Below are 25,520 nucleotides of genomic sequence, written 5' to 3'. Positions count from 1 at the left end.
TAGAACAACTATAATTACGCACATGGAAGAAATTATAAAACCGGTGAGCAAAGAGTTGCTGAAAGCAGAACTAACAGAAGAGAAGCGCTTGCGAATGACTAATAAAAGTAATAATCAGATTTACATTATTACTCATAAAACAGCTCCCAACGTGATGCGGGAGATCGGTCGTTTGCGCGAAATAGCTTTTCGTGCCGCCGGTGGAGGAACCGGCCTTTCGATGGATATCGACGAATACGATACGATGGAGAATCCTTACAAGCAGCTTATCGTATGGAATCCCGAAGCCGAGGAGATACTGGGCGGTTACCGCTATCTGCTCGGGACCGATGTGCGCTTTGACGATGAAGGCGCTCCCGTTCTTGCAACTTCCCATATGTTTCATTTTTCGGATGTTTTCATAAAAAAATATTTGCCTCAAACGATTGAGTTGGGACGTTCGTTCGTTACTTTGGAGTACCAGTCGACCCGTGCCGGAACGAAAGGACTGTTCGCTCTTGACAATTTGTGGGACGGGCTTGGGGCTCTGACTGTGGTCATGCCCAATGTGAAGTATTTCTTCGGTAAGGTCACCATGTATCCCAGCTATCACCGTCGCGGAAGAGACATGATTCTTTATTTCTTGAAAAAACATTTCTGTGACAAAGAACATTTGATAGACCCGATTGATCCGCTGAAACCGGAAACTCCGGAGGGGGAACTGAAGGCCCTATTCTGTAAAGACTCTTTTAAAGAAGATTATAAGTTGCTGAACGGGGAAATCCGTAAATTGGGGTATAACATTCCTCCTTTGGTGAATGCTTATATGAGCCTCAGCCCTACGATGCGTATGTTTGGCACAGCCGTCAATCATGAGTTCGGCGAGGTGGAAGAAACCGGCATACTGATTGCCGTGGACGAGATTCTGGAAGAAAAAAGAATCCGGCACATCCAGACGTTCATCGAGAATCATCCGGATGCGCTGAGGCTGCCCGACAAAGGTGAGGAAGTATTTACACCGAAAGTCGTTACACCGCAGGAAGACTGTTGCCGTTGATTTTCCGGTAAAGGTCGAGCGCAAAGACGTCGGTCATGCCCGAGATATAATCGAGTACCGCCTGTATTCTTTCATAGAGTACGGGCGAATTTATATGATATTGCTCCGAAACCCGGTTGATCAATAGTTTGGAGTATGCCTTTTCCGGTGAGGTCACAGCATCTATCATCAGTTCGAGCAGAGTGCTGATGATGCGGAAACCTGCCAGTTCGATATCCAGAACGTCACGCGAACGGTATATCTTATCCAGCGAAACCTTTGCGCAATGTTCGTATGCTTCTGCCGGCTTTCCTGCGATATGCCTGATGAGCGCTCCCTCGAAAGTTCCCGCCAGTATCTCAGGCTCATGCTCCAGAAAGACGCGGGTACATTCGCGTATGAGCAGTCCGATGACCGAAGAACGGAGGTAAGCGATTTGCTCGTTGGTGTCGCTCACGATGCGGAGCGTCTCCCGGATATGCTCTATCCGTTCGTCTTCAAAAAAGCCCATGAAGAGTTGTTTGGTCTCTTCCGTAGTCAGAATCTTCAGCTTATGCGCGTCTTCTATGTCCATCATCTGGTAGCAGATGTCGTCTGCCGCTTCCACCAGAAACACCAACGGATGGCGCGCATACCTCAACGGATGCTCGTTGAGCAGAGTCAATCCCAGCTCGGTGCCTATCTTGCGGTAGCTCTCCTCTTCGGTGGTGAAAAAACCGAATTTCGACTTTTTGCCCGCAAGGCTTGAGGAGAAAGGATATTTGACAATGGAGGCAAGTGTCGTATAAGTCATGGCAAAGCCTCCTTTGCGCCGTCCTTCAAACCGGTGGGTCAGCAGCCGGAAAGCGTTCGCGTTTCCCTCGAAGTGTATCAGGTCTTCCCATTCTGCGGCCGAAAGCTGTTGCCCGTCGGGCTGCTTTTCTTGCAGAAACTGTCCTTTTCCCTCCGAGAAGAATGTTGAAATGGCCCGTTCGCCGGAATGTCCGAAAGGAGGATTGCCCAAGTCGTGCGCCAGACAAGCTGCCGATACGATGGAGCCGATTTCCGGAAGATAAGAGTCCCGGAGTTCGGGTTGCCGCTTCAGGATTGCTTTCGCCACATCGTTTCCCAAAGATCGCCCCACGCACGAAACTTCGAGGCTGTGCGTCAGTCGGTTGTGCACAAAGACGCTTCCGGGCAGCGGAAATACCTGTGTCTTGTTCTGCAACCTGCGGAAGGGAGCCGAAAAGATAAGTCTGTCATAATCTCTCTGAAATTCCGAACGATTCTCTTCCCGCTCCCGGTGGAATTCTTCCATCCCGAAGCGTCTGGCTGATATTAGCTGTTTCCAATTCATTGTTTTCCGTTTATTTGGTCAGGAGGAGGCTTTTGCTTGTTTCCAAATCGCCCCGCCAACTTAAATTAACTGCAAAATTAGCTAATTTTCAGCTCATTTTTTGTATTTTCGCCCGTTAAATAGTAAACTCGTAAAGAATGAACATCCAAGTAATCAATAAATCGAAGCATCCGCTTCCGGCTTATGCCACCGAACTTTCTGCGGGAATGGATATCCGTGCCAATCTGCACGAACCCGTAACCCTGAAACCTTTGGAACGCTGCCTCATACCTACGGGACTGTATATCTCTCTTCCCGCAGGAGCTGAAGCACAGATCCGTCCTCGTAGCGGACTGGCTGTCAAGAAGGGGATTACCGTGCTCAATTCTCCGGGAACGATTGATGCCGATTACCGTGGAGAGATACGCATCATTCTGGTCAATCTCTCTTCCGAGACTTTTGTGGTTGAAGACGGGGAGCGGATTGCCCAGATGGTGATAGCCAGACACGAGCAGGCTGTGTGGAAGGAAGTTGAGATACTCGACGAGACGGAAAGAGGCGAAGGAGGTTTCGGACACACCGGAAGAGGCTGAGCACTGTCAGTGCAGGCTGTCGATTGATTCGGAGGTTTGCGAATCTTTTTGCAGCAACGGTCGGGTGAGGCTGATTACTAATCGATAAAGGCCGTCGATTCACTCGGAACGTTTGTGAAGCGTTTTGCGGCGGAAGTCGGTGGGGTTGATTATATAGCCCATGCATGCTGTCGATTGATTCGGAGGTTTGCGAATCTTTTTGCAGCAATAGTCGGTGAGGCTGACTATTAATCAATGAAAGCCGTCCCTTGACTCGGCCACCGGCAAAGGGTTTTGCAGCAGTAGCCGATGTTCGACGAAAGCAGTGGTGGATCGAACTCAGGCTTTTGCTTCCCCTGACTCAGATCACCGGCAAAGGGTTTTGCAGCAGTAGCCGATGTTCGACGAAAGCAGTGATTGGTGCAGGCGGAGGCAGCGGATGAGTAAATCGGATGACTCCTTTAAAGACGGGAGAGAATAATAAATAGTGGTTGAGAAGAGTTAAAGCTCTTGTGGATAAAAGAATTCAAAAAGAAAAACGAGCTGGAAAAATGAAAAGAAATATAAGCTGTCTGATTATTGCAACATTATTGCTGGTATCCTGCGGAACTGCCGGAACTTTGAAGACAGGCAATAAGAAAAAAGCGGCTGAAGTAGCGGCTGCTTCTAAAGAACTGTCGCCCGAACTGCAACGGAAATACGATTATTTCTTTCTGGAGGCTGTTCGCCTGAGAGCAAAAAAAGAGTATGCTCCTGCTTTCGGTATGTTGCAGCATTGCCTCGAAATCGATCCTCACGCAGCTTCCGCACTCTATGAAATATCCCAGTATTACTTGCTTCTGCGTCAGATCCCGCAAGGGCAATCTGCTTTGGAGAAGGCGGTGCTGAACGCTCCCGGCAACTATTGGTACAGTCAGGCATTGGCTGCTCTTTATCAGCAACAGAACGAAACGGATAAGGCGGTGGAGCTGCTCGAACAGATGTCGGTACGGTTTTCCGACAAGCAGGAACCGCTACTCAACCTACTCGATCTTTACGGGCGGCAACAGAAATACGACCGGATGATCTCTACCCTCGACCGTTTGGAAAAGCGTATGGGAAAGAACGAACAGCTTTCTATGGAGAAGTTTCGCATTTATCTTCAGATGAAAGATGACAAAAAGGCTTTCCGCGAGATAGAAAGTCTGGTGCAGGAGTATCCGATGGACTTGCGGTATCAGGTCGTTTTGGGAGATGTTTACCTCCAGCACGGGAGGTTGGAGGAAGCTTACGATACCTACCAAAAAGTACTGGCTATAGAACCAGACAATCCGATGGCTGTGTTTTCCATGGCATCTTACTACGAGCAGAAAGGAGAGAAAGATTTGTACAACCGGCAGCTCGACATGTTGTTGCTGAACAAAAAGGTGGACGATCTGACAAAAGTCAATGTGATGCGCCAGATTATCGTAGAAAGCGAGCAAGCGGGCAAAGACAGTACGGAGGTTATTGCGCTGTTCGACAAGCTCATGACGCAAGATATGGACAATGCCCAGATTCCGATGCTTTATGCGCAATACCTGCTTTCAAAGAACATGGAGGCGGCTTCCGTTCCGGTTTTGGAGCAGGTGGTGAACCTCGATCCGGCCAACAAGGCTGCGAGGCTGATGCTGATAAGCTCCGCCGTGAAGAAAGAAGATTACCGGCAGATTATCAAAATCTGCGAACCGGGCATCGAAGCTACTCCCGATGCTTTGGATCTTTATTACTATTTGGCTATCGCCTACAATCAGGCGGAGCAGACGGACAGTGTGCTGAACGTGGTGCGGCGGGCGTTGGAGCATGTCACTACCGATACGCGGAAGGAATTGATTTCGGACTTTTATGCCATGATGGGCGATATGTATCACACTAAAAAGCAGATGACAGAGGCGTATGCCGCTTATGATTCGGCTTTGGTGTACAACCCTTCCAATATCAGTGCGTTGAACAATTATGCCTATTACTTGTCGGTAGAACGGAGAGACCTTGACAGGGCGGAGGAGATGAGCTATAAAACCATCAAGGCAGAGCCGGACAATTCCACTTTCCTCGATACGTATGCGTGGATTCTTTTTGAGAAAGGCAACTACTCGCAGGCGCGCATTTACATCGACAATGCGATGAAGGGCGATGGGGCGAAGAGCGATGTGATAGTGGAGCATTGCGGTGACATCTACTACATGACGGGCGATACGGAAGGGGCTTTGAAGTATTGGAAGCAAGCCTTGGAGATGGGAAGCAAATCGAAAACACTGAAACAAAAAATAGAAAAAAAGAAATATATTGCCGAATGAAAAAGGGAGTTTATCTTTTGCTGGTCGTAATGCTGTCGCTCGCCGGATGTAAAAGCACGAAGCGCCTGACTGTTCCGGAGGGACAGGTTTCCCGGTATCTGTCGTCGAAGTTGCAACTGACGGTTCCGGGGCGGAACGGGGCGATGTCTGTGGGCGGAAGCATGAAACTGAAAAGCAGGGAGCGGGTGCAATTGTCATTCCTGATGCCTCTGTTCCGTGTCGAAGTGGCGCGCATCGAAGCTACTCCCGATGAGGTGCTTCTGGTAGACCGCATGAACAAACGATTCGTTCGTGCCACAAGGGAAGAACTCAGAAGCCGGTTCTCGAAAGAGGTGGAGTTCGCGCGGTTGGAGAAGATACTTTTCGACGCATCTTTGCCCGGTGGTAAATCGGAACTGACAGGGAAAGAGTTGGGGCTTCCCTCGCTGGACAAAGCCAAGATCCGACTTTACGATTTCTCGGACAGGGAGTTTGCAATGAATCCTACCGAACTCGGAGCCAGATATGAGGAGGTTCCCGTAGATGATTTAATACAAATGTTGAAAGCTTTATTACGATGAAACATCTTTTTGTGTTCTTGTTGGTGTGTTTGGGATGGGGCATCCCGCTGTCGGCTCAGTCGAACAAACTGATCCGGGAGTTGGAGAACCGGCGCGGCGCTTTGCAGAAACAGATAGCCGACAGCGAATCGCTGTTGAAGAGCACGAAGAAAAATGTGGGAAGCCAATTGCGTAATTTGTCTGCGCTGACAGGCCGTATTGAGGAACGAAAACGGTATATCTCGGTAATCAACCGGGATGTGGATGCCATCGACCGTGAGTTGGAGAGCTTGGAAAAGCAGTTGAACAACCTGTTGCGCGATCTGAAAGAGAAGAAAACGAAGTATGAAGCCTCGGTGCAATATCTCTATAAAAACAAGTCCATCGAAGAGAAGTTGATGTTCATTTTTTCCGCCAAAGATCTGGGGCAGACGTACAGACGTATGCGCTACGTGCGCGAGTATGCCACTTCTCAGCGTTTGCAGGGTGAGGAAATTCTGAAGAAACAAGAGCAGGTGCGGAAAAAGAAGGCCGAGCGGCAGCAAGTCAAGCTTGCCAAGCAGAAACTCCTGAAGGAACGCGAGAGCGAAAAGGAGAAGCTGGAGGCTCAGGAAAAAGAGAAGCGTGTGCTGGTGGCAGACTTGCAGAAGAAGCAAAAAGGATTGCAGAACGAACTTGCCAAGAAGAGGCGGGAAGCCGCCCAACTGAACGCCCGTATCGACAAATTGATTGCGGAAGAAATAGAGCGTGCCCGCAAGCGTGCGGAAGAAGAGGCGCGTCGTGAAGCCGCCGCCCGTCGGAAAGCGGGAGAGAAAGCTGACGCGTCTGCCGCAGGAACTGCTTCGAAGCCGAAGTCGACACCATTGGAGTCATACCGTATGAGTAAGGCGGACCGCGAATTGTCGAGCAACTTTGCATCCAACAGAGGACGCCTTCCCATGCCGATTTCGGGACCTTACATCATAACCAGCCGTTACGGGCAGTATGCGGTGGAGGGACTTCGCAACGTGAAGCTCGATAATAAGGGAATCGACATACAGGGAAAGCCGGGCGCGCAGGCGCGTGCCATTTTCGACGGCAAGGTAGCTGCGGTATTTCAGCTGAACGGACTGTTCAATGTGCTGATACGGCATGGCAACTACATCTCTGTCTACTGCAACCTCGCTTCCGCCTCCGTGAAGTCGGGCGATACGGTGAAAACGAAGCAAACCATCGGGCAGGTCTTCTCCGATGGGGCAGACAACGGACGCACCGTGCTACACTTCCAGTTGCGCCGTGAAAAAGAAAAACTGAATCCCGAACCTTGGCTGAATAAATAAACCTGTATGCCGAAGAGTCCTGTATAGTGAGAAAGAGGGGCGTCGGTTGTCGTGCTGCGGAAAGAGGAGACTACCCGCTGTTTTGATTGAACAGGCAAACCTGTGTATGCAGGCAAGCCACAGCTTCCGCGTGGAGCGGCAGTTTGGCACATCCGAACAAGCAGCCCTGTGTATGCAGGCAGGCCCCCTGCGGACTATGTTGAAGCGGCCCGTGCGGAAACTCTGCAAAGCAGAAAGAGGTGTTCCCGCCGGGTAGCGCCGGAACTTTACTCCCTGATTCTCAGGAAGAGCTTGTAGCTTTCTTCCAGATAAGTGTCTTCGTTGTAAGCCCACTCGTCGTTGCGGTATTTCAGCGCCTTAAACAGCCGGCTGAGGTAGTCGTTCTCCATTTTTTTGCCGGTTTCTGTCAGGAAGCACTTGAAAAACATGGAGGGCTGCCCTTTCTTGTAGGTGTAAATGCTGATGCAATAAGGGTATTTGCCCTTGTAGGCTTTGACAAGAGGGAGCTCGGCCATGTAGATGGCATCGGCGTTGAGGCTGTCTTTGATAACTCCGCTCTCGATAGCCATGATGCGCGAATTAAGCTCTGCCTCGGTCAGCCCCGCTTCGCCGGAGGCCGTTGCCAACTCTTCGCGCAACTGGTAGAATGGCGAAGCCGCTTCGCCGCTCAGTTGCAGGTGGTAGAACATCGGGCGTACGCCGGGATAGAGGATGATGCAGTGCTCGTCTTTGGAGCGGAGCATCGCGTCGTATATCTTTTCGGAGTTTCCTTCCTGCGGCCCCCATACGGTGGACGAACGCAGATCGGTAAACCCTTCGGGAAGATCCCACGTGATATCCAGCGTGTTGGATACGAAAACGGAATAGGCGACGAATGAATTCTTTGATTTTTGCGCGTATCCTTCCGAGACTGCCGTCAGCAGGAACAAAGCGAAGAACGCGATTTTCAGAAAGCTTTTACTGATACTCATAAATTTAAAATTAGTATACCGAATTTGTTATAACGGCGATAAAGATAGAAAAAGAATTTCATAATCCGCACGTTTACAACTGTAATCCGTCCAAAATCTCTAAATAAATCCCGATCGCTTCTTCGATTTCTTTCAGCACGATGTATTCTTCGGCCGTATGCGAGCGTGAAGAGCGTCCCGGTCCCATCTTCACCGAAGGGAATGTCATCAGCGCCTGATCGGAGAGCGTGGGAGAGCCGAAAGGAACACGCCCCGCCGCCACGGCGCGCTGTACAAAGGGGTGCTTCTCGTCTATCCGCGAGGAGTTGAGGCGGAAAGAACGGGGCTTGGCATCGCAGGCGATGTGCTTCCGCACCTCGTCGAATATCTCTTCGTTGGAATAGAGTTCGTTGCTGCGGATGTCTACCACGAACGTACATCGATCCGGAATCACGTTGTGCTGCGTGCCCGCACTGATGCCTGTAACGCTCATCTTCACCGCCCCCAGCAGGGGAGACTCCTTTTCGAACCGGTAGTCGCGAAACCACCTGATGTCGTCCAATACTTTGTAAATGGCGTTGTCTCCTTCATCCCGCGCGGCATGCCCCGCTTTTCCCACGGCTGTGACGTCGAGCACCATCAGCCCCTTTTCGGCGATGGCGGGCTGCATCCCGGTAGGCTCGCCCACCACGCCCAAAGCAATGGGAGGAAGTCCCGGCAGTACGCTTTCTATGCCGTCTTTGCCCGAAACCTCTTCTTCGCAGGAAGCCAGGTAAATCGAGTTGTAGCTCTGCGCACTGCGGCAGAGCCGGAAGAAAACTTGCAGCAGAGCAACCACGCTCGCTCCGGCGTCGTTGCTGCCCAGCCCGTAGAGCTTCCCGTTTTCTTCGCGCGGGACGAACGGGTCTTTCCTCCATCCGTTCACGGGCTTCACCGTGTCGATGTGGGAGTTGAGCAGGATGGTCGGTTTCTTCAGGTCGAACATCGGACTGAGGCACCACACGTTGTTTCCCTTGCGTCCGGTCTGCATGCCTTCCGCCTCGATGTAATTTTGCAGAAAGTCTGCCGCCTGCGTTTCTTCACGGCTGACGGAGGGTATGCCGATCAGCGATTTAAGAAGTCCGACGGCTTCTGCCGTCATAGACGAAATATCATATTTCATTCGGTCGGTTTACTTTAGATTCATTTTAATATTTGCACAAAGATAGTTCTTTTGAGCAATAGTTTGAAATAAAACTAATACCTTTGCGCCATATTTAAATAGAATGAATATGACTTATCATCATTTATCTGTCTTGGTTCATCGTCGCGCCGAAAAGTATGGCGAAAAGGTAGCTTTGAAATACCGCGACTACGAGACAGCGCAATGGATTCCCGTTTCGTGGAATCTGTTTTCCAAAACCGTACGGAAAGCCGCCAACGCGATGGTGGCGATGGGAATGGAAGAAGAAGAGAATATCGGTATCTTCTCACAGAACAAGCCCGAGTGGTTTTATGTCGATTTTGCCGCATTCGCCAACCGTGCCGTAACGATTCCCTTTTACGCCACAAGTTCTCCGGCTCAGGCGCAATATATGATCAACGACGCGCACATCCGCTTCCTTTTTGTGGGCGAGCAGTTCCAGTACGACGCTGCTTTCAGCATATTCGGCGTTTGCCCGTCGTTGAAGCAGCTGATTATTTTCGACCGCTCGGTTGTGAAAGATCCGCGCGACGTTTCGTCGCTCTACTTCGATGAATTCATGGCGATGGGCGAAGGTCTTCCTCACAATATCACGGTAGAAGACCGTACGTCGAGGGCTTCGTACGACGACCTTGCGAATATCCTCTATACATCGGGCACTACCGGAGAGCCTAAAGGGGTGATGCTGCATCACTCGTGCTATCTCGAGCAGTTTCGCTCCCATGACGAACGCCTGACTACGATGTCCGACAAGGATGTGTCGATGAACTTCCTGCCTCTGACGCACGTCTTCGAGAAAGCATGGTGCTACCTCTGCATCCACAAAGGAGTGCAGATATGCATCAATCTGCGGCCGACGGATATTCAAACCACCATTAAAGAAATCCGCCCCACTGTGATGTGCGGTGTACCTCGCTTCTGGGAAAAGGTTTACGACGGCGTGCAGGAGAAAATACGGGAAACTACGGGATTGAAGAAGGCGCTGATGCTCGATGCCCTCAAAGTGGGCAGGGTGCACAATCTGGAGTATCTTCGTTTCGGAAAGACACCGCCCGTGATGAACCAGCTGAAATATAAGTTTTACGAAAAGACCATCTACTCGTTGCTGAAGAAAACCATCGGTATCGAAAACGGGAACTTCTTTCCTACAGCCGGTGCGGCAGTGCCCGATGAGATCAATGAGTTCGTCCGCTCGGTAGGAATCAACATGATTGTCGGCTACGGGCTGACGGAATCTGCCGCCACCGTTTCGTGCACGCTCCCCGTAGGTTACGAAATCGGCTCGGTGGGCGTTCCCCTGCCCGGTCTGGAAGTGAAGATAGGCAAGGATAATGAGATCCTGCTGCGCGGCAAGAGTATCACCAAAGGGTATTACAAAAAGCCCGACGTGACGGCTAAGGCCATCGACGCCGACGGATGGTTCCATACGGGCGACGCCGGGTATATCAAGAACGGAGAGCTCTTCCTGACGGAACGCATCAAAGACCTTTTCAAGACATCGAACGGAAAGTACATCGCTCCGCAGGTGCTCGAAACCAAACTCGTGATAGACCGCTACATCGACCAGATAGCTCTTATCGCCGACCAGCGCAAGTTCGTTTCCGCGCTCATTGTTCCCGTATACGGCTTGCTCAAGGCGTATGCGAAAGAAGAAGGTATCGAGTATAAAGACATGGAAGAGCTTTTGCGGCATCCTTCCATTCAGAAGTTGTATAACATGCGTATCGACACGTTGCAGCAGCAGTTTGCCCATTACGAGCAGATCAAGCGGTTTACGCTCCTTCCCGAGCCTTTCAGCATGGAGCGCGGAGAGCTTACGAATACATTGAAGTTGAAACGCGCCGTGATTGCCGAAAACTATAAGGACATTATCGACAAGATGTATGAGGAGTAGCTGGTGCGGGCGGTACATCCGTGAGACGCGGAGCCTTTGCGCATGAACGTATTGACTGCGGATTTTCGGAATAATCCTCAGTTTCGTCAGAGGCTCTGTTTTGTTCCGCCGGAGGCTCCGTTTGGCTTAAACAGAAGCTCTGTCGTTTTCCGGCAGAGCTTCTGTTTTTATGTCCTGTGATTGCTTTCTGTTCGGTGTGGCGGCAACCGATAGCAGGCAATCGCCCTTCATCGCTCCGCCGCCTGCTGCTTCGCCGGAGGCCGATAACGCGCCGGGGTCTCCGCAATGCCCGGCGTACAAACGAAACGTTTTGCAGCCATGGCTTTGCGGAGACCCCGGTTTGCGGTTGCCTTCTCGGTTAGTATCCGAATATTTGCTCCTGAGTAAGCTCTTCCACGGGGCCTACTTCCTTCAGTTTTTCCATATCCAGCTCTTTCTTGTCGCCCAAGATGCAGTAGACATAGTTACGTCCTTTCACCCATTGCTTCTGAAACTCCACAACGTCTTTCAAAGTCATTTTCTGTACATCGTTGTACAGTTTGATGCGGCTGTCCTTATCCATGCCGAGGTCTTGTGCGTGGATGTAGCTCCAGATAATGTCCATTTTGATGATGCGGTCTGTGCGCAAGCGGTTTATCAGCCCGTCTTTAGCCAGTTTGAAAGCTGTCTCCGATTCGGGCATTTGGTTCATTATCTCGTTGAACGTACGGATTGCATCCATCATCTTGTCGTTCTGCGTAGCGATCTGCGTATATATCGTATAAGGATACTTCAGGTATCTGGGCTGGTTCAGCCAAGCCCATGCCGAATATGCCAGGCTACGCGTTTCGCGCATTTCCTGAAATACGATGGAGTTCATTCCGCCGCCGAAATACTCGTTGTAGAGCTCGCGCGAGGGTTCGAATTCCGGTTCGAACTTCTTTTCCATATTCGATACTTGCGCCATGTAAATCTGCTTCGCCTCGTAGGGAGCGATCAGTATCTTCGTCTCCGGAGTGGCGAGATACGGGAATTCGTTGCCCTGCGGTATGTCGAGGAGCGTTTCCGGCACGCGGTGATACTGGTCGATGGTGCTCAGCAGGTCTTTTTTGCTGCTCGGCCCGTAGTATAAGATACGGTGCTTGTAACTGTTCTGCCTGTGAATGCGGTCGACCAGTTCCTGAGGATCCATCTTCTCCAATTCTTCTTTTGATAGCATGTGAGTGGAGGGGGACTGCGGTCCGTATTGGGCATAATTCATCAGGCGCGTGAAGTTCTGCCGTTGGTTCAGCTTAGCGTCGGTCCGTGCTTTCAGAATATCCGCCGCCAGATTGTTGTAGGCTTCTTTGTTCACTTGTGCGTCCGCCAGCAGTGCTTCGAACAGCTTCATGGCAGCCGGCATGTTCTCATTAAGCCCCGACAGCATGACATAGGTGCGTTCGTTGCCCGGCATTACCGAGAAGTTGCAGGCAAGCCGGTAGAACTCGCTCTTCACTTGTTCGGCGGTGAGTTCGGAAGTTCCCAGATATTCCAGATAATCGAAGGCCGTTCCCAACGCTTTGTCGTGATTGTTGCCCATGTCGAATACATAGATGAGCCGGAAGAGGTCGTTCACCGTATTCTGTTTGTAAAGCACCTGAATGTCCGATTTCGCCTTCAGGCGGTCCATGTCTTTCTCGAAGTCGAGGAATACGGGTTCGATAGGTTTCGCTTTGCTTTCTTGTATCTCTTTCAGGAAAGCGCTTGCCGTGTCTCGATTGGCTACGATCGGAGTGATTTCGGGCTTGGACATCTTTTTCTCGTTCGGGTCTTTTCCCTGCTTTTTGTATACCACGGCATAGTTGGTGTCTTTGAGATATTTGCCGGCAAAATCGACGATATCCGTTTTGGTCAGTTTAGCCATGCGGTCGAGGGCTGTCACTTCGTCGCTCCACGAAGTCCCGTTGATGAACGATCTGACGAACATGTCGGCCCGACCGTCGTTGTTCTCCATTCTTTGCAGTTCATACAGCTTCAGGTTGTTGATGTTGGCCTCCAACATTTTTTCGTCGAAATCTCCCATGCGCAGTTTCTCTATCTCTTTCAGCATCAGGTCTCTGACCTCTTCCAGCGTCTGCCCTTGTTTGGGCCTTCCGCCCAGAATCAGCGCGGAGTAATCGCTCAGCCCCATTAAGTATCCGTATCCGGTCAGCACTTTTTGCTGCTGGTTCAGGTCCAGGTCGATGAGCCCTGCTTTCCCGTTGTACAAAACACGTGAGATGACCTGCATGGTCTCGTACTCTTTATCGGAAACTCCGGGGAATCTCCATGCCAACGACACCATTTCGGCATCCGGTCCCATCACCTCCCGAACCACAGGCTCGTTGATGGACTCCTCTTTAGGAAGGTTGAGCACGGGCAGTTCGGGGTTCGGCTTCATCTCCCCGAAATACTTGTCGATAATGGCGATGGTAGCTTCCGGGTCCAGATCGCCCGACATGCAGATTGCCATGTTGTTGGGCACGTACCATTGTTTGTAATAGTTCTTGATGTTCGTAATCGAGGGGTTCTTCAAGTCGTCCTGCGTGCCCAGTACGGTTTGCGTGCCGTAGGGGTGCTTGGGGAAAAGCGAGGAGAAGATTGCTTCCTGTACCTTGCTCATGTCTCGCGTGAGCGACATGTTTTTCTCTTCATACACGGTTTCCAGTTCGGTATGGAATCCGCGTATCACGTTGTTCCCGAAGCGGTCGGCCTGAATTTTCGCCCAGTTTTCTACTTGGTTCGACGGAATGTCTTCCTGATACACGGTCTGGTCGTACCACGTGTAGGCATTCGTTCCGGTAGATCCGATGGCGGTCATCAGCTTGTCGTACTCGTTGGGAATGGCATACTTCGAAGCTTCGTACGAAAGACTGTCGATGACGCGGTATATGGCTTTGCGCTCCGCCTCGTCTTTCGTTTTGCGGTAAATCTCGAACTGCCGTTCTATCTCGTCGAGCAGCGGTTCTTCGGCTTCATAGTTCTGCGTGCCGAACTGCCGGGTTCCTTTAAACATCAGGTGCTCGAAGTAGTGGGCAAGTCCGGTGGTTTCGGCGGGGTCGTTCTTTCCTCCTACCCGTACGGCGATATAGGTTTGAATACGGGGAGTTTCTTTGTTTACCGTCAGATAAACTTTCAATCCGTTGTCCAGCGTGTAGATGCGGGCTTTCAGCGGATCGTTGGGAACTGTTTCATAGTCGTACTTTCCCGATGAAGTACATGCGCCCGCTGCTAACAAAAGAAAAAGCGACAGGCATGATTGTTTGAAAAGTTTATTCATAATAGCGATAACATTTAGGTAACAGAAACAAAGGTAGCGGATTTTTCCTTATCTTTGCCCGGCAAATCAAAAAAAAATGATATACAATGATCACTATCGAGCAACTTAAAGACGTGAAAGAGCGCACGGATGCGCTGAGGAGGTATCTTTGACATCGACGGGAAGAAAATTCAAGTCGAAGAAGAACAATTGAGGACGCAAGCTCCCGGCTTTTGGGACGACCAGAAGAAAGCCGAAGCCCAGATGAAGCTGGTGAAAGACCTGCAAAAATGGATAGACGGTTACAACGAAGTGCGTACACTGGCCGACGAACTGGCTCTGGCTTTCGATTTCTGTAAGGAGGAGTTGGTGACGGAGGATGAAGTGGATGCCGCTTATGCGAAGGCGAGCGCGGCAGTGGAAGCGTTGGAACTCAAGAATATGCTCCGCGAAGAGGCCGACCAGATGGACTGTGTGCTGAAGATCAATTCCGGAGCCGGAGGCACGGAGAGTCAGGACTGGGCGTCGATGCTGATGCGTATGTATCTCCGCTATGCCGAAACAAACGGATATAAAGCCACCATCGCCAACCTTCAGGAAGGAGACGAGGCGGGCATCAAGACCTGTACCATCAACATCGAGGGAGATTTCGCCTACGGCTACCTGAAAGGGGAGAACGGGGTGCACCGGCTGGTGCGTGTCTCTCCGTACAACGCGCAGGGAAAGCGTATGACTTCGTTCGCTTCGGTATTCGTCACCCCGTTGGTAGACGACAGCATTGAGGTGAGCATCGAGCCTGCACGTATTTCGTGGGACACGTTCCGAAGCGGCGGAGCCGGCGGACAGAACGTGAACAAGGTGGAGTCGGGCGTTCGTCTGCGCTATCAATACAAAGACCCGTACACCGGGGAGGAAGAAGAAATCCTGATTGAAAATACCGAGACGCGCGACCAGCCGAAGAACCGCGAGAACGCCATGCGCCAGCTCCGCTCCATCTTGTACGATAAGGAGCTGCAACACCGCATGGCGGAGCAGGCAAAGGTAGAGGCGGGAAAGAAGAAGATCGAGTGGGGATCTCAGATACGGAGCTACGTGTTCGACGACCGCCGGGTGAAGGATCACCGCACCAATCATCAGACTTCGGATGTGAACGGAGTGATGGATGGCAAGATCGACGACTTTATCAAAGCTTACCTGATGAGTTCCGAATAACGCTTTTCGCCCGATGCTTTCGCAGCTTGCATGCTCGTAATCATAACGAACTGCCTGACGGGCTGTAAGCAGAGTTTCAAGAAAGAAGTAGGATGGGCTTCGCTTCGGCTTTCGCCTACTTCTTGAGTCTGTAAGCAGAGTTTTAAAGAAAGAAGTAGGATAGGGTTTGCTTTGGCTTTCGCCCACTTCTTAAGTCTGTAAGCAGAGTTTCAAGAAAGAAGTAGGATAGGGTTCGCTTCGGCTTTCGCCTACTTCTTGAGGGGGTAAGCAGGGTTTCAAGAAAAAAGGGGAATAGCCTTTCCTTCGGCTTTCGCCCACTTCTTAAGTCTGTAAACAGAGTTTCAAGAAAGAAGTAGGATAGGGTTCGCTTCGGCTTTCACTCATTCCTTGAAGCTGTAAGCAAGGTTTGAAAAAAGAAGGAGTTATTTTTGGAAAGTTTATGGATTTGTTTTTACTTTGTTAGCGTTGAACTTTAAAGCTGATGTATTATGGGTAAAAGCAAAAAGAAAAGAGCACGCAGCAAGAAGGAAGAAGAACAGGCGCGGAAAGTGATGAAAATAATTTTTATCGCATTGCTTATTCTGGCATTGCTTCTGATGATATCGTTCTCCTTCCTCGGATAAAACAGCTACAGGGGATATGGAAGGATTGTGCGCATTTGCGGCAGGCATCCATATCCTCTGTTGTTTTTGCTTCTATGCATACCGTTATGGCACAAGAAATAGAACGTAAGTTTTTGGTTTCCGGTGAGTTCAAGTCGCAGGCTTTCGCTCACGACAGGATTACGCAAGGGTATATCTGCGCCTCCTCCGGCCGCACGGTGCGCGTTCGTATCCGAGAAGGGAAGGGTTATCTCACCATCAAAGGAGCTTCCAACGCTTCGGGCGCCAGCCGTTACGAGTGGGAGAAAGAATTGCCTTTGTCCGAGGCTGTCGAGCTGATGAAGCTTTGCGAAGCGGGCATGATCGACAAGACACGCTATCTGGTGCGTAGCGGGCGTCACGTTTTCGAAGTCGACGAGTTTCATGGCGACAACGAAGGGCTGATTCTTGCGGAGGTCGAACTCGGATCGGAAGAAGAAGCGTTTGTAAAGCCTGCCTTTATCGGCGAAGAGGTGACCGGAGACATACGCTACTACAACTCGCAGCTCATGAAGAATCCGTACAGAAGTTGGTGATTATTATCAAATAAATCCTATATTTGTCTCCGTACTTAAAAACGAGATGGTATGGAGAAGCTATACGACTTTTTGCCTCAGGAGTTCGTCACTTTCGTGTTGGTAACCCTCTTTTCTCTTCTTATCGGGCTTTCCCAGCGGCGCATCAGCCTTAAGCGCGAAGGGGAAACGACGCTCTTCGGAACCGACCGTACATTTACTTTCATCGGCATCCTCGGTTATCTGCTCTATATACTTGACCCTTCGGGACTCAGGCTCTTTATGGGCGGAGGCGCCGTGCTGGGCATGCTGCTGGGGATGAACTATTACGTCAAACAGTCGAAATTCAACGTTTTCGGGGTCACTACCATCATTATCGCCCTCATCACTTACTGCATCGCTCCCATCGTAGCCACCCAGCCCTCGTGGTTCTATGTGCTGATAGTGGTCACCGTTCTTTTGCTCACCGAGCTGAAGCATACCTTTACCGAGCTTGCCCAGCGGATGAAAAGCGACGAAATGATTACGCTGGCAAAGTTCCTTGCCATCAGCGGCATTATTTTGCCCATGCTTCCGCATACCGATATCATTCCGGGCATACGCCTCACTCCCTATTCCATCTGGCTGGCAACGGTGGTGGTTTCGGGCATTTCCTACCTTTCCTATTTGCTTAAGCGATATGTGTTCCGCGAATCGGGAGTGCTTGTCGTGGGTATTCTGGGCGGACTGTACAGCAGCACCGCCACTATCTCCGTGCTGGCGCGCAGGAGCCGGAATGCTTCCGGGCAAAAAGCGACCGAATACGTTGCAGCGATGCTGCTGGCTATCAGTATGATGTTCCTGCGTTTCCTGATTCTCATATTGATTTTCAATCGGGAGGCTTTTCTCGTCATTTATCCTTATCTTCTCATCATGTCGGCAATAGCCGCTTCGACGGCATGGTTCATCCATTCGCGGCGACAGAACGGAGAATTTGCCGGCGTGAGCGATGAAGAAGAGGAAGACACCAGCAACCCCTTGGAATTTAAAGTGGCGTTGATCTTCTCCGTACTTTTTGTAGTCTTTACCGTCCTTACCCATTATACGCTGGTGTATGCGGGCACGGGAGGATTGCAGCTCCTTTCGTTCATTTCCGGATTCAGCGATATTACTCCGTTTATCCTGAATTTGCTGCAAGGTACCGGCGGCGTGACGATTCTGATTATTGCGGCTTGCAGCATGCAGGCCATTGTCAGTAACATGTTGGTGAATATGTTCTATGCTTTGTTCTTCGCCGGCAAAGGGAGCAAGTTGCGTCCTTGGATTCTTGGCGGATTCGGCACGGTGATAGGCGCGAACCTGCTGCTGCTTTGTTTCTTTTATTTCTGATCATAAGAACGGCGAAACGTTCCTGTTGTCCGGCCGTTGTTTCTCTGATTTTGCGGGTACGTTTCGGCGTCGCGGTAGACATATATGGCTACCGCGGTGAGTATATATGGTTAGCGTCGGTGAGTATATATGGCTACCACGGTGAGTATATATAGCTACCGCAGTGAGTATATATGGACACCGCGGCAAGCATATATGTCCGTTACGGCGGAAGCATATTTCCCGCTCATCGAGCCTTGCTCGGGAGGGGAGAAACCGGTTTTTGCCTCCCATGTTTTGCGGGTTTGTTGCAGCGTCTGCCATGTACACGAACAGTTTTCGGTAGTTGTCTCCTCCTGTGTTTTGCGGGTTTGTTGCAGCGTCTGCCATGTACACAAACAGTTTTCGGTAATTGTCTCCTCCGGTGTTTTGCGGGTTTGTTGCAACGTCTGCCATGTACACGAACAGTTTTCGGTAGTTGACTCCTCCGGTGTTTTGCGGGTTTGTTGCAGCGTCTGCCATATACACGAACAGTTTTCGGTAATTGTCTTCTCCGGTGTTTTGCAGTTTTGTTGAGGTGTTTTCCCTTTTTTTAACGATACGTAAACTTGTAATAAAAAGAAAATCAACTATTTTTGGAGCCGACAGAGCCGGTTTGCCGATATTGGCGGCATCGGTATGAAATGCAACCAAATATATTTCATCATGAAAAACAGACTGCTACTATTGCTGCTTTTATGTTTCTTTTTCTTTATCTCATCCGATAGCTTTGCGCAACAGGCGGCCATTCACACGTACACGGTGAAAGGAGTGCTTGTGGATTCGCTTACGCATGAGGGAGAACCATACGCGACCATCCGGATCGTGAATAAAAACACGCCCGACAAGGTGGTGAAAATGGCTGTCACGGGAGCGAACGGGAAGTTTCAGGAGAAGATGACCGCCATGCCCGGCACTTACCTCATCACTCTTTCCTCTATCGGCAAGACAACCGCGCGGAAGGAGTTCGTGCTCACCGAGAAGGAGAAGAACGTCGATTTGGGTACTCTGTATACATCGGAGGCCACCAAAGAACTCGGCGGGGTGGAGGTCGTGGCGCAGAAGCCGCTGGTGAAAGTGGAGGTAGACAAGATTGCCTACAATGTGGAAGACGACCCCGACTCGAAGTCGAACACCGTGATAGAGATGTTGCGCAAAGTGCCGATGGTGACCGTAGACGGTGAAGATAACATTCAGGTGAACGGCAGCAGCAAATTCAAGATACACGTGAACGGGAAGCCGAACAATATGATGAGCGCCAACCCCAAAGAGGTGTTGAAGAGTATGCCTGCCAACACCATCAAGCACATCGAGGTGATTACTTCGCCCGGAGCCAAGTACGATGCCGAGGGCGTAGGAGGAGTGCTGAACATCGTGACCGTTTCCGGAGGATTCGAAGGCTATACGGCAACCGTCAACGGAAGAGTCACCAACAACGGATTGGGAATCAGCCGTTATGGGATGATAAAGCGGGGCAAACTTACAATGGCTGTCAACTATAACCTCAATTACCACAACAACCCGCGCAGCTACTCGGAAAGTTATCGCGAAAACTATGAATCGGATACGGAGAAATATCTGATATCCGAAGGCTCCAATAAGTCGAAAGGGAATTTCCTTTACGGGAATCTGGAAGCGAGCTACGAAATAGACACGTTGAGGTTGCTCTCTGTCAATTTCGGCATGTATGGAGGCAAAAACAAGTCTCCCGGAAGCAGTCAGACCGTGATGTACGGCGCCAATCATCAAGATGTTGCCTACCGCTTCCGTACCGATCATTCGGGAAAGTATTCGTGGTACTCGATCGACGGGAGCGTGGATTACCAGCGCGTTTCGCGCAGAAACAAAGAGCGGATGCTCACCCTTTCTTATAAAACGAGCATGCAACCCCGAGGGAACGATTATTACAATGTTTATCTCGATATATTTCCCGAAGCGCAGAGGGAAGAACTGATCAAACGCCTGCAACTGACAAACGTCCGTTCGGATGGAAGTACGGGTACGACGGAACATACCTTCCAAGTCGACTACACGACGCCCATCGCCAAGATGCATACGGTGGAAGGGGGAGTGAAATACATCTACCGGCGGAATGCGAGCGAAAACAATCTGTTCGAGGCCGTCGGGGGAAGCGAGGATTACGTGTACAGCGATTCGCGCAGCAGCGATTACCGTCACCTCAACCACATCATTTCGGCTTATGGGGGGTATACGCTGAAGTACAAAGACTTCTCTTTCAAGCCGGGGTTGCGCTACGAACAGACCATACAGCGGGTGAAGTATCTGGTAGGTCCCGGTGAGGATTTCCGTGCCGATTTCAGCGATATCGTGCCTTCCGTGATGCTCGGCATGAAGGTGGGAAAGACGCAGAACCTGCGATTGGCCTACAATCTGCGTATCTGGCGGCCCGGAATCTGGAGCCTGAATCCGTATTTCAACAATCAAAACCCCATGTTCATCAGTCAGGGAAATTCCGACCTGAAGAGCGAGAAAAGCCACTTTTTCCAATTCTCCTACAGCAGTTTCGGGCCGAAGCTCAACATCAATCTGTCGCTTAACCACTCGTTCAACAACAACGGCATACAGAATGTAACCCGTTTGATTACCGCTCCCGAAGGAGAGATATTCGACAACGACCCCACGCATCTGGCGCCCCGGGGCGCTTTGTACAGCACATACGCCAACATCGGGAAAAGCAGGAACACGGGGTTGAGCCTTTACTTCAACTGGAACCTTTCTCCCAAGACACGTTTCTACCTGAACGGTTACGGAAGCTACAATGATATGAGAAGCCCTGCGCAGGGCTTGCACAACTACGGTTGGACGGGTTCTTTCCATTCGGGCATTCAGCATACTTTCCCTCTGAAGTTGCGCGCGAGCCTGAACGCGGGAGGAAGCACACCCTACATCAACCTGCAAGGCAGAGGGTCGGGATACAATTACTACGCCCTGTCGCTCAGCCGCTCTTTCCTGAAGGAAGACCGCCTGACGCTGAATGTTTTTTGCAACAACTTCCTTCAAGAATATCGGACTTATACCAATCGTACGGAGGGAGTCAACTTCCTGTCGCGTAACTCATACCGCTATCCTGACCGCCGTTTCGGGTTCACCATCGGCTACCGGATGGGTAAATTGCAGGCGAGCGTGAAGAAAACAGCGCGCAGCATTACCAACGACGATGTGAAAAGCGGCGGGAACAACGATGGCGAAGGGCAGCGCTGACCGTTGCGGGGAAGTATTTCCCCAAACAATATCTGTAAAGTCTTACCCAAGTTTACCAGCATTAACGTATTCTTGGGTAAGTTCGTATATGCACATAACTGCTAAACTAAATCGGCACAGCCGGAAAGGTGGCGGATTGTAAGAGACAAACATAAAATAGCCCTGCCAAACTTCATGCTGAAGTAATGAAGGTTTTGCCGAGCGACCGGGAATCAGCTTCATCAAAACCATCAAACTTCATGCTGAAGTAGTAACAGGGCTATTCTTACAGCAACCGAAGATATCCGGTTTCAGACCGGAAGTTTGTCTTCGTTGCATTTGAGTTTTTACAGCTTCTTTCTTTCAGGCAAACGCGAGATACTTCTTTGGCAAGTAATCTTTATTTGTCCGTGTAAAGCAGACGCTTTCTGCCTTCAGAAGCGGATGTCGTCGAAACTGTTGATCAGCAGTTGGTATTTCACGAACCCGCCGCTTTTTGAGGAATATTTCGTATAGATAGCCGTAATATCTCCTTTTGCTCCGTTCGTCGGAAGCGGATGGAGCGCGAAGTTGGCATATCCGCTTACGCGCACGATATAGTTGCCGCTCTCCATGCTCGTGCCTTCATAGCCGAACACCGAAGAACCGTAGTAGTGGGCGCCGTTGTAGCTGTATGCGTATGTGGGCGGCAACCCCTCTTCGACGTAATACTTATTGGTGTATTGCGCCGTGGTGGATCCGTTCGGGTAGAGCGTCTCCAGATATTGCGGATACCTGTCTTTGTCGAATATTCCTTCCTTATAAGTCAATCCTTCGAAACGCACGAGGCGGCCCAGCGCGTCGTCGTTCAGCTTCGTTTTGTAGTTGTCTGCCGTTACCACAAGCGTATCGGCTGCGGTCGGTTTCACTATCTCGCCTTTAAAGATATGGCGGTTCACGAAAATAGACTGTTCGATGTTTCTGTTGGCATAGCCTTTCGCAATATCATCCTTTGTAGGCATGCCGCCCACGCTCAGCATATACCGGTAATTGCCGACAGCAAGTCCTTTGGCTTTCACAAATACCATCTGCCCCACAGGGAAAGACACATAGTTGCTCACCATCAGTTTCAGCTCGATGGCCGATTCGGACGCGTCGTCGTAGATGTACACCGACTTGTACACATTGCCGGCTTGGTCGCTCGAAATCACCCGTCCGCCGATTACGTAATCTTCCGTTATCTCAAGCGTTTTCCCCAGACTGGCGGCGGAGTTTCCGTGCGCCGCATAGAAGAGTTGCTTGAGATCCCTGATAGAGATGTATTTGCTTCCGGCAAAGTCCGCCTTGGTCCAGACCTTGGCGGGAGCCGGCTCTTCAAACTCGTTATAGCAACTGCTTATGCTCAGCCCCGCCGCTATAATCATACATAGTTTCAATATCTTGTTCATAATTATCCTTTTTTACTTATCCTTAGAAACGGAGATAAACATTCATGTAGTAGGTAGTGCCGAACATGTAGAAATACTTCGAGTCGAACGGCTGGTACTTCTGATACGCTTCCTCCTTATTCTTCAGCAGGCGTATCTGTTCGTATCCGCCGGTCTTGATGTCCTGGTCGTTCAGCAGGTTCTTCACTTCGAGGCTGAACCCGAGGGTATACGCGCGGCGGATGTACCAGTTCTTCCCTACGCTTGCGTTGAGCACGTGAGCCTTGTCGAACTTCTCCTGCTTGCGTATGCTGATGATGTCTTCCGCCGTCATGCCCGGTGTCAGTACGGCGTCGGTGCGGTAGAGCGGACTCATCGACAAATACATGTTGTTGTAATAGTTCAGGTCCACAGAAGCGAAGAAGTTTCTCCGTCCGCGGTACGACAGACCGATGTTCATAGCCGTCTGCGGCGTGCTCTCCACGCGGAAGTTTTTCCAGTACACCTTTCCTTCATTCTTCACCATGCCGCTGTTGTCCTGAATCTGCACGAAGTCCGGATTGTTGTCGTAGGTAAACTGTCCCCAGCTTACGGCTCCGTTCAGCGAAAGCCCTGCATACAGAGGCACCGTGGCGGCGGCTTCAAGTCCGAAATGCTGTTTCTCGATGCCGCTGATGGCGAAGTTGGAGAACGTCATTGCCACGTCGTCGTAGTAAGACAGCACTTTCGACTGATCCATGAATTTGGTGTAGTAGCCGGAGATGCGGGCTTTCATGTCTCCTATGCGCAGGTTATACGAAGCGTCGGCTCCGAACACTTTTTCGAGCGTCAGTCCCGGAGTTATGTCGTTGCGGGTACGCGGCGATACGAAAGACGACTGGAACGAAGGCGCGTTCTCCATATAGAAGAGGTTGGCGTTGAGCGAGTGTCCCGCCGAGAGCTTGTAGCTGAAGTTTGCCTTCCACTTGTAGGTCAGGAAGTTCTTTTTCTTCGAGTCGCCCTGCGAGTTGTCGGGAAACAGTCCTTTCTTCCAGATTCCGTGTCTCCATAAAGTCGTGTGTCCCACTTCCGCGCCCATGTTCACGCCGAAGTTTCCGCTGGCGATGTTGTAGTCTACCCATGCGCGGCCATCTATGATGTTGCCGTAGTAGTCGTATCCGTACTTGTCGCCTTTCTTCACGGCTTGCGCATGTCCGTGCTTGGCGTAATAATCCATGTTGTTCTGATACTTCACCGGGTCGAGGCCGCCCATGTCCCGTTCGGCAAACTTATCTATGTCTATCCAGTAATCGCCTCCCAACAAGTCTTTCACTTTGCTGTAATACTCCGTGCGGTTGCGACGCAGGCTCAGTCCGCCTTTCACTTTCGAGTTGTCGCGGAACAAGTGAGAGAACTGTGTGTGAAGGTTCCAGTCCAGCTGGTCGGCGTGACGCTCTTCCACCATGTTGATAGAGCGGCGTCCCGTCCCGTAAAGAGGATTTACCGGTTGGTTCCGGTTGATGTTGTACAGGTTTTCCCAATCGATGTGGCGGATGTTGTCCGTATTCGCCATCCAAGCTTCGTATAAATGAGCGCCTACATACGTGTTGGGGTAGAAGCTCGGCAAATTGCGGTAATAGTCGGGGCGAGGGTCGGGGCCTCCGTACCACGTCAGCGCGGAGTAGCCGTTCCGTCCGAAGCGGAAAGAAGTCGCCACGTTCAGTTGCGAGCGTTCGTCGATGTCGAACGTATAGTTCAGCATGGCAATCGGCTCGTGGTAGTTGCGCACGCGCGCGTTCACCCGTTTGCCGTTCAGCCATCCCCAGTTCGGGTTGTAATAGTTGTTTCCCACCAAGTCATACGCTTCTTGCGTAGAAGCCTGTTGCGCTCCGCGTTCGGTCGGTGCGCCGAGCACCGATAGCGCCAGGCGATGGCGGTCGTCGAACTGCTTTTCGATGGCTGCGAAATACCCGAATGCGTTGTAGTAAACTCCCCGTACATAGTCGTTTCCTCCCTGTCGGGTGGATACCGATAAAGCGTACGACCATCCGTTGTCTTTTTTCCCCGAGGCATAAGTCAGCATGCCACGGAAGCGGTACATCGAGTTCGCGTTCACCACGCTTGCCCGGAATCCTTTGCGGATCTGCGAAGCCCGCGTGTTGATGTTGGTCGTTCCGCCAATCCCGCCTATTCCGGCGGCTCCCATGTTCAGCCCCGAAGTCACTTCCTGATTGCGCGTAGCGTCGTTCAGCCCGCCCCAGAGCGACCAGGGAGTATAACCCGTCATGGCGTCGTTCATCCGGATTCCGTTCACCGATACGTCGGAGTATTGCGAATCGTAGCCCCGGTTATTGAAGCGCATCTCGCTGAACTTATAGGAAGCGATGTTGTTGAACACATCTTTCGAAGCCGAAAGCGAAGAGGGCAACACCTGAGCGTCGCCTGCCGATTCCGTGTCGAACTCCGCGAACACCGCATCGTCGATAGGCGTTTGCGTGCTTTCGGGCACTAAGATTACCTGATTCAAGTCCCTTATTAACCTGTCTACGCGTACGGCCAAGGTCAGCGATTCGAAATCCGCCGTCTCGAACGTAAGGTTATATTCTCCTTTTGCCAGGTGTTCGAACAGGAAATTTCCCGTTTCGTCGGTACGGGCGGTGACATTTCCCGGCGTTAACGTCACCTTTACGCCTTCTATGGCATTGCGTGTCGTGCGGGATACGACTTTACCTTTGATACCGCCTTGGTCTTGTGCGAAAACGGCGAATGATATCAAAGAAAATACCACGAAGAGGATTGTTTTGATTTTCATATGCACTAAT

The 25,520-nt window shown here is 50.9% G+C and carries 19 protein-coding genes; 11 read left to right on the top strand and 8 right to left on the bottom strand.

Annotated elements, in window-relative coordinates; translation table 11 throughout:
* The first annotated feature begins 22 nt into the window (after positions 1–22).
* Complete coding sequence (gene glsB / locus C234_RS0103805) at positions 23–1,036, top strand: glycine N(alpha)-acyltransferase GlsB (protein WP_027324689.1); 1,014 nt, start codon at positions 23–25, stop codon at positions 1,034–1,036.
* Here the strand turns inward: glsB and dgt are convergent.
* A complete protein-coding gene (gene dgt, locus C234_RS0103800; protein WP_027324688.1) occupies positions 1,008–2,351 on the bottom strand; it encodes a dGTP triphosphohydrolase in 1,344 nt (447 codons plus the stop codon). The two genes, glsB and dgt, sit on opposite strands and share 29 nt — an antisense overlap.
* Before the next feature lie 137 nt (positions 2,352–2,488).
* Between dgt and dut the strand changes: the two genes are divergently transcribed.
* The 4 genes from dut (at position 2,489) to C234_RS0103780 (ending at position 7,075) form a co-directional block, all read left to right on the top strand.
* Positions 2,489–2,923: a dUTP diphosphatase gene (gene dut, locus C234_RS0103795; RefSeq protein WP_027324687.1), complete on the top strand. Its 435-nt coding sequence runs from the start codon at positions 2,489–2,491 to the stop codon at positions 2,921–2,923.
* A 530-nt stretch (positions 2,924–3,453) separates the two neighbouring features.
* Entirely contained in the window at positions 3,454–5,217 is a 1,764-nt protein-coding gene (locus C234_RS0103790; RefSeq protein WP_027324686.1) for a tetratricopeptide repeat protein, read from the top strand.
* A complete protein-coding gene (locus C234_RS0103785) occupies positions 5,214–5,777 on the top strand; it encodes a DUF4292 domain-containing protein (protein ID WP_027324685.1) in 564 nt (187 codons plus the stop codon). The genes C234_RS0103790 and C234_RS0103785 overlap by 4 nt, the downstream gene beginning before the upstream one ends.
* Positions 5,774–7,075 (top strand): murein hydrolase activator EnvC family protein, encoded by a 1,302-nt coding sequence (locus tag C234_RS0103780; protein WP_027324684.1) that lies wholly within the window; start codon positions 5,774–5,776, stop codon positions 7,073–7,075. The genes C234_RS0103785 and C234_RS0103780 overlap by 4 nt, the downstream gene beginning before the upstream one ends.
* A gap of 266 nt (positions 7,076–7,341) precedes the next feature.
* On the opposite strand, the gene C234_RS0103770 is transcribed toward C234_RS0103780, so the two are convergent.
* Complete coding sequence (locus C234_RS0103770; RefSeq protein ID WP_027324683.1) at positions 7,342–8,046, bottom strand: hypothetical protein; 705 nt, start codon at positions 8,044–8,046, stop codon at positions 7,342–7,344.
* A 73-nt stretch (positions 8,047–8,119) separates the two neighbouring features.
* Positions 8,120–9,187, bottom strand: a complete 1,068-nt coding sequence (locus C234_RS0103765; RefSeq protein ID WP_027324682.1) for a M20 family metallo-hydrolase — start codon at positions 9,185–9,187, stop codon at positions 8,120–8,122.
* 109 nt (positions 9,188–9,296) lie between these two features.
* Here C234_RS0103765 and C234_RS0103760 point away from each other — a divergent pair, with 109 nt between their 5' ends.
* Positions 9,297–11,102, top strand: coding sequence for an AMP-dependent synthetase/ligase (locus C234_RS0103760; protein ID WP_027324681.1), 1,806 nt, complete (start codon positions 9,297–9,299; stop codon positions 11,100–11,102).
* Between the two features lie 126 nt (positions 11,103–11,228).
* Here C234_RS0103760 and C234_RS17640 read toward each other — a convergent pair whose 3' ends face one another.
* Together C234_RS17640 and C234_RS0103750 are read right to left on the bottom strand one after the other, a co-directional pair.
* Positions 11,229–11,402 (bottom strand): hypothetical protein, encoded by a 174-nt coding sequence (locus C234_RS17640; protein ID WP_158330240.1) that lies wholly within the window; start codon positions 11,400–11,402, stop codon positions 11,229–11,231.
* A 58-nt stretch (positions 11,403–11,460) separates the two neighbouring features.
* On the bottom strand, positions 11,461–14,379 hold the full coding sequence (locus tag C234_RS0103750; RefSeq protein WP_027324680.1) for a M16 family metallopeptidase: 2,919 nt from the start codon (positions 14,377–14,379) through the stop codon (positions 11,461–11,463).
* 86 nt (positions 14,380–14,465) lie between these two features.
* Here C234_RS0103750 and prfB point away from each other — a divergent pair.
* From prfB to C234_RS0103730, 4 genes are all read left to right on the top strand, one after another.
* Positions 14,466–15,570 (top strand): peptide chain release factor 2 gene (gene prfB, locus C234_RS0103745; RefSeq protein WP_122056472.1). Its coding sequence is split into 2 segments (ribosomal slippage): positions 14,466–14,528 and positions 14,530–15,570, totalling 1,104 coding nucleotides; the frame shifts between segments, so codons are not numbered across the junction.
* A 488-nt stretch (positions 15,571–16,058) separates the two neighbouring features.
* Complete coding sequence (locus C234_RS18145) at positions 16,059–16,193, top strand: hypothetical protein (protein WP_021647366.1); 135 nt, start codon at positions 16,059–16,061, stop codon at positions 16,191–16,193.
* A gap of 86 nt (positions 16,194–16,279) precedes the next feature.
* Complete coding sequence (locus tag C234_RS0103735) at positions 16,280–16,747, top strand: CYTH domain-containing protein (RefSeq protein WP_027324678.1); 468 nt, start codon at positions 16,280–16,282, stop codon at positions 16,745–16,747.
* 51 nt (positions 16,748–16,798) lie between these two features.
* Complete coding sequence (locus tag C234_RS0103730) at positions 16,799–18,094, top strand: MgtC/SapB family protein (protein ID WP_027324677.1); 1,296 nt, start codon at positions 16,799–16,801, stop codon at positions 18,092–18,094.
* Here the strand turns inward: C234_RS0103730 and C234_RS0103725 are convergent, their stop codons facing one another.
* Positions 18,095–18,595: a hypothetical protein gene (locus tag C234_RS0103725; RefSeq protein WP_148295153.1), complete on the bottom strand. Its 501-nt coding sequence runs from the start codon at positions 18,593–18,595 to the stop codon at positions 18,095–18,097.
* Positions 18,596–18,778: 183 nt separating this feature from the next.
* Here C234_RS0103725 and C234_RS0103720 point away from each other — a divergent pair, with 183 nt between their 5' ends.
* Positions 18,779–21,334 carry a TonB-dependent receptor gene (locus C234_RS0103720; protein ID WP_027324675.1) on the top strand — a complete coding sequence of 852 codons (2,556 nt, stop codon included), beginning with the start codon at positions 18,779–18,781 and terminating at the stop codon, positions 21,332–21,334.
* 413 nt (positions 21,335–21,747) lie between these two features.
* Here C234_RS0103720 and C234_RS0103715 read toward each other — a convergent pair whose 3' ends face one another.
* Positions 21,748–22,740, bottom strand: a complete 993-nt coding sequence (locus C234_RS0103715; protein WP_027324674.1) for a DUF5689 domain-containing protein — start codon at positions 22,738–22,740, stop codon at positions 21,748–21,750.
* A 22-nt stretch (positions 22,741–22,762) separates the two neighbouring features.
* On the bottom strand, positions 22,763–25,510 hold the full coding sequence (locus tag C234_RS0103710; RefSeq protein ID WP_027324673.1) for a carboxypeptidase-like regulatory domain-containing protein: 2,748 nt from the start codon (positions 25,508–25,510) through the stop codon (positions 22,763–22,765).
* Positions 25,511–25,520 lie beyond the last annotated feature (10 nt).

The sequence above is a fragment of the Bacteroides pyogenes DSM 20611 = JCM 6294 genome (assembly GCF_000428105.1).
In the GTDB taxonomy this organism is placed as follows: domain Bacteria; phylum Bacteroidota; class Bacteroidia; order Bacteroidales; family Bacteroidaceae; genus Bacteroides; species Bacteroides pyogenes.
The sequence above is the reverse complement of the archived record's forward strand: the minus strand, read 5'-3'. Positions and strand labels throughout refer to the sequence as shown.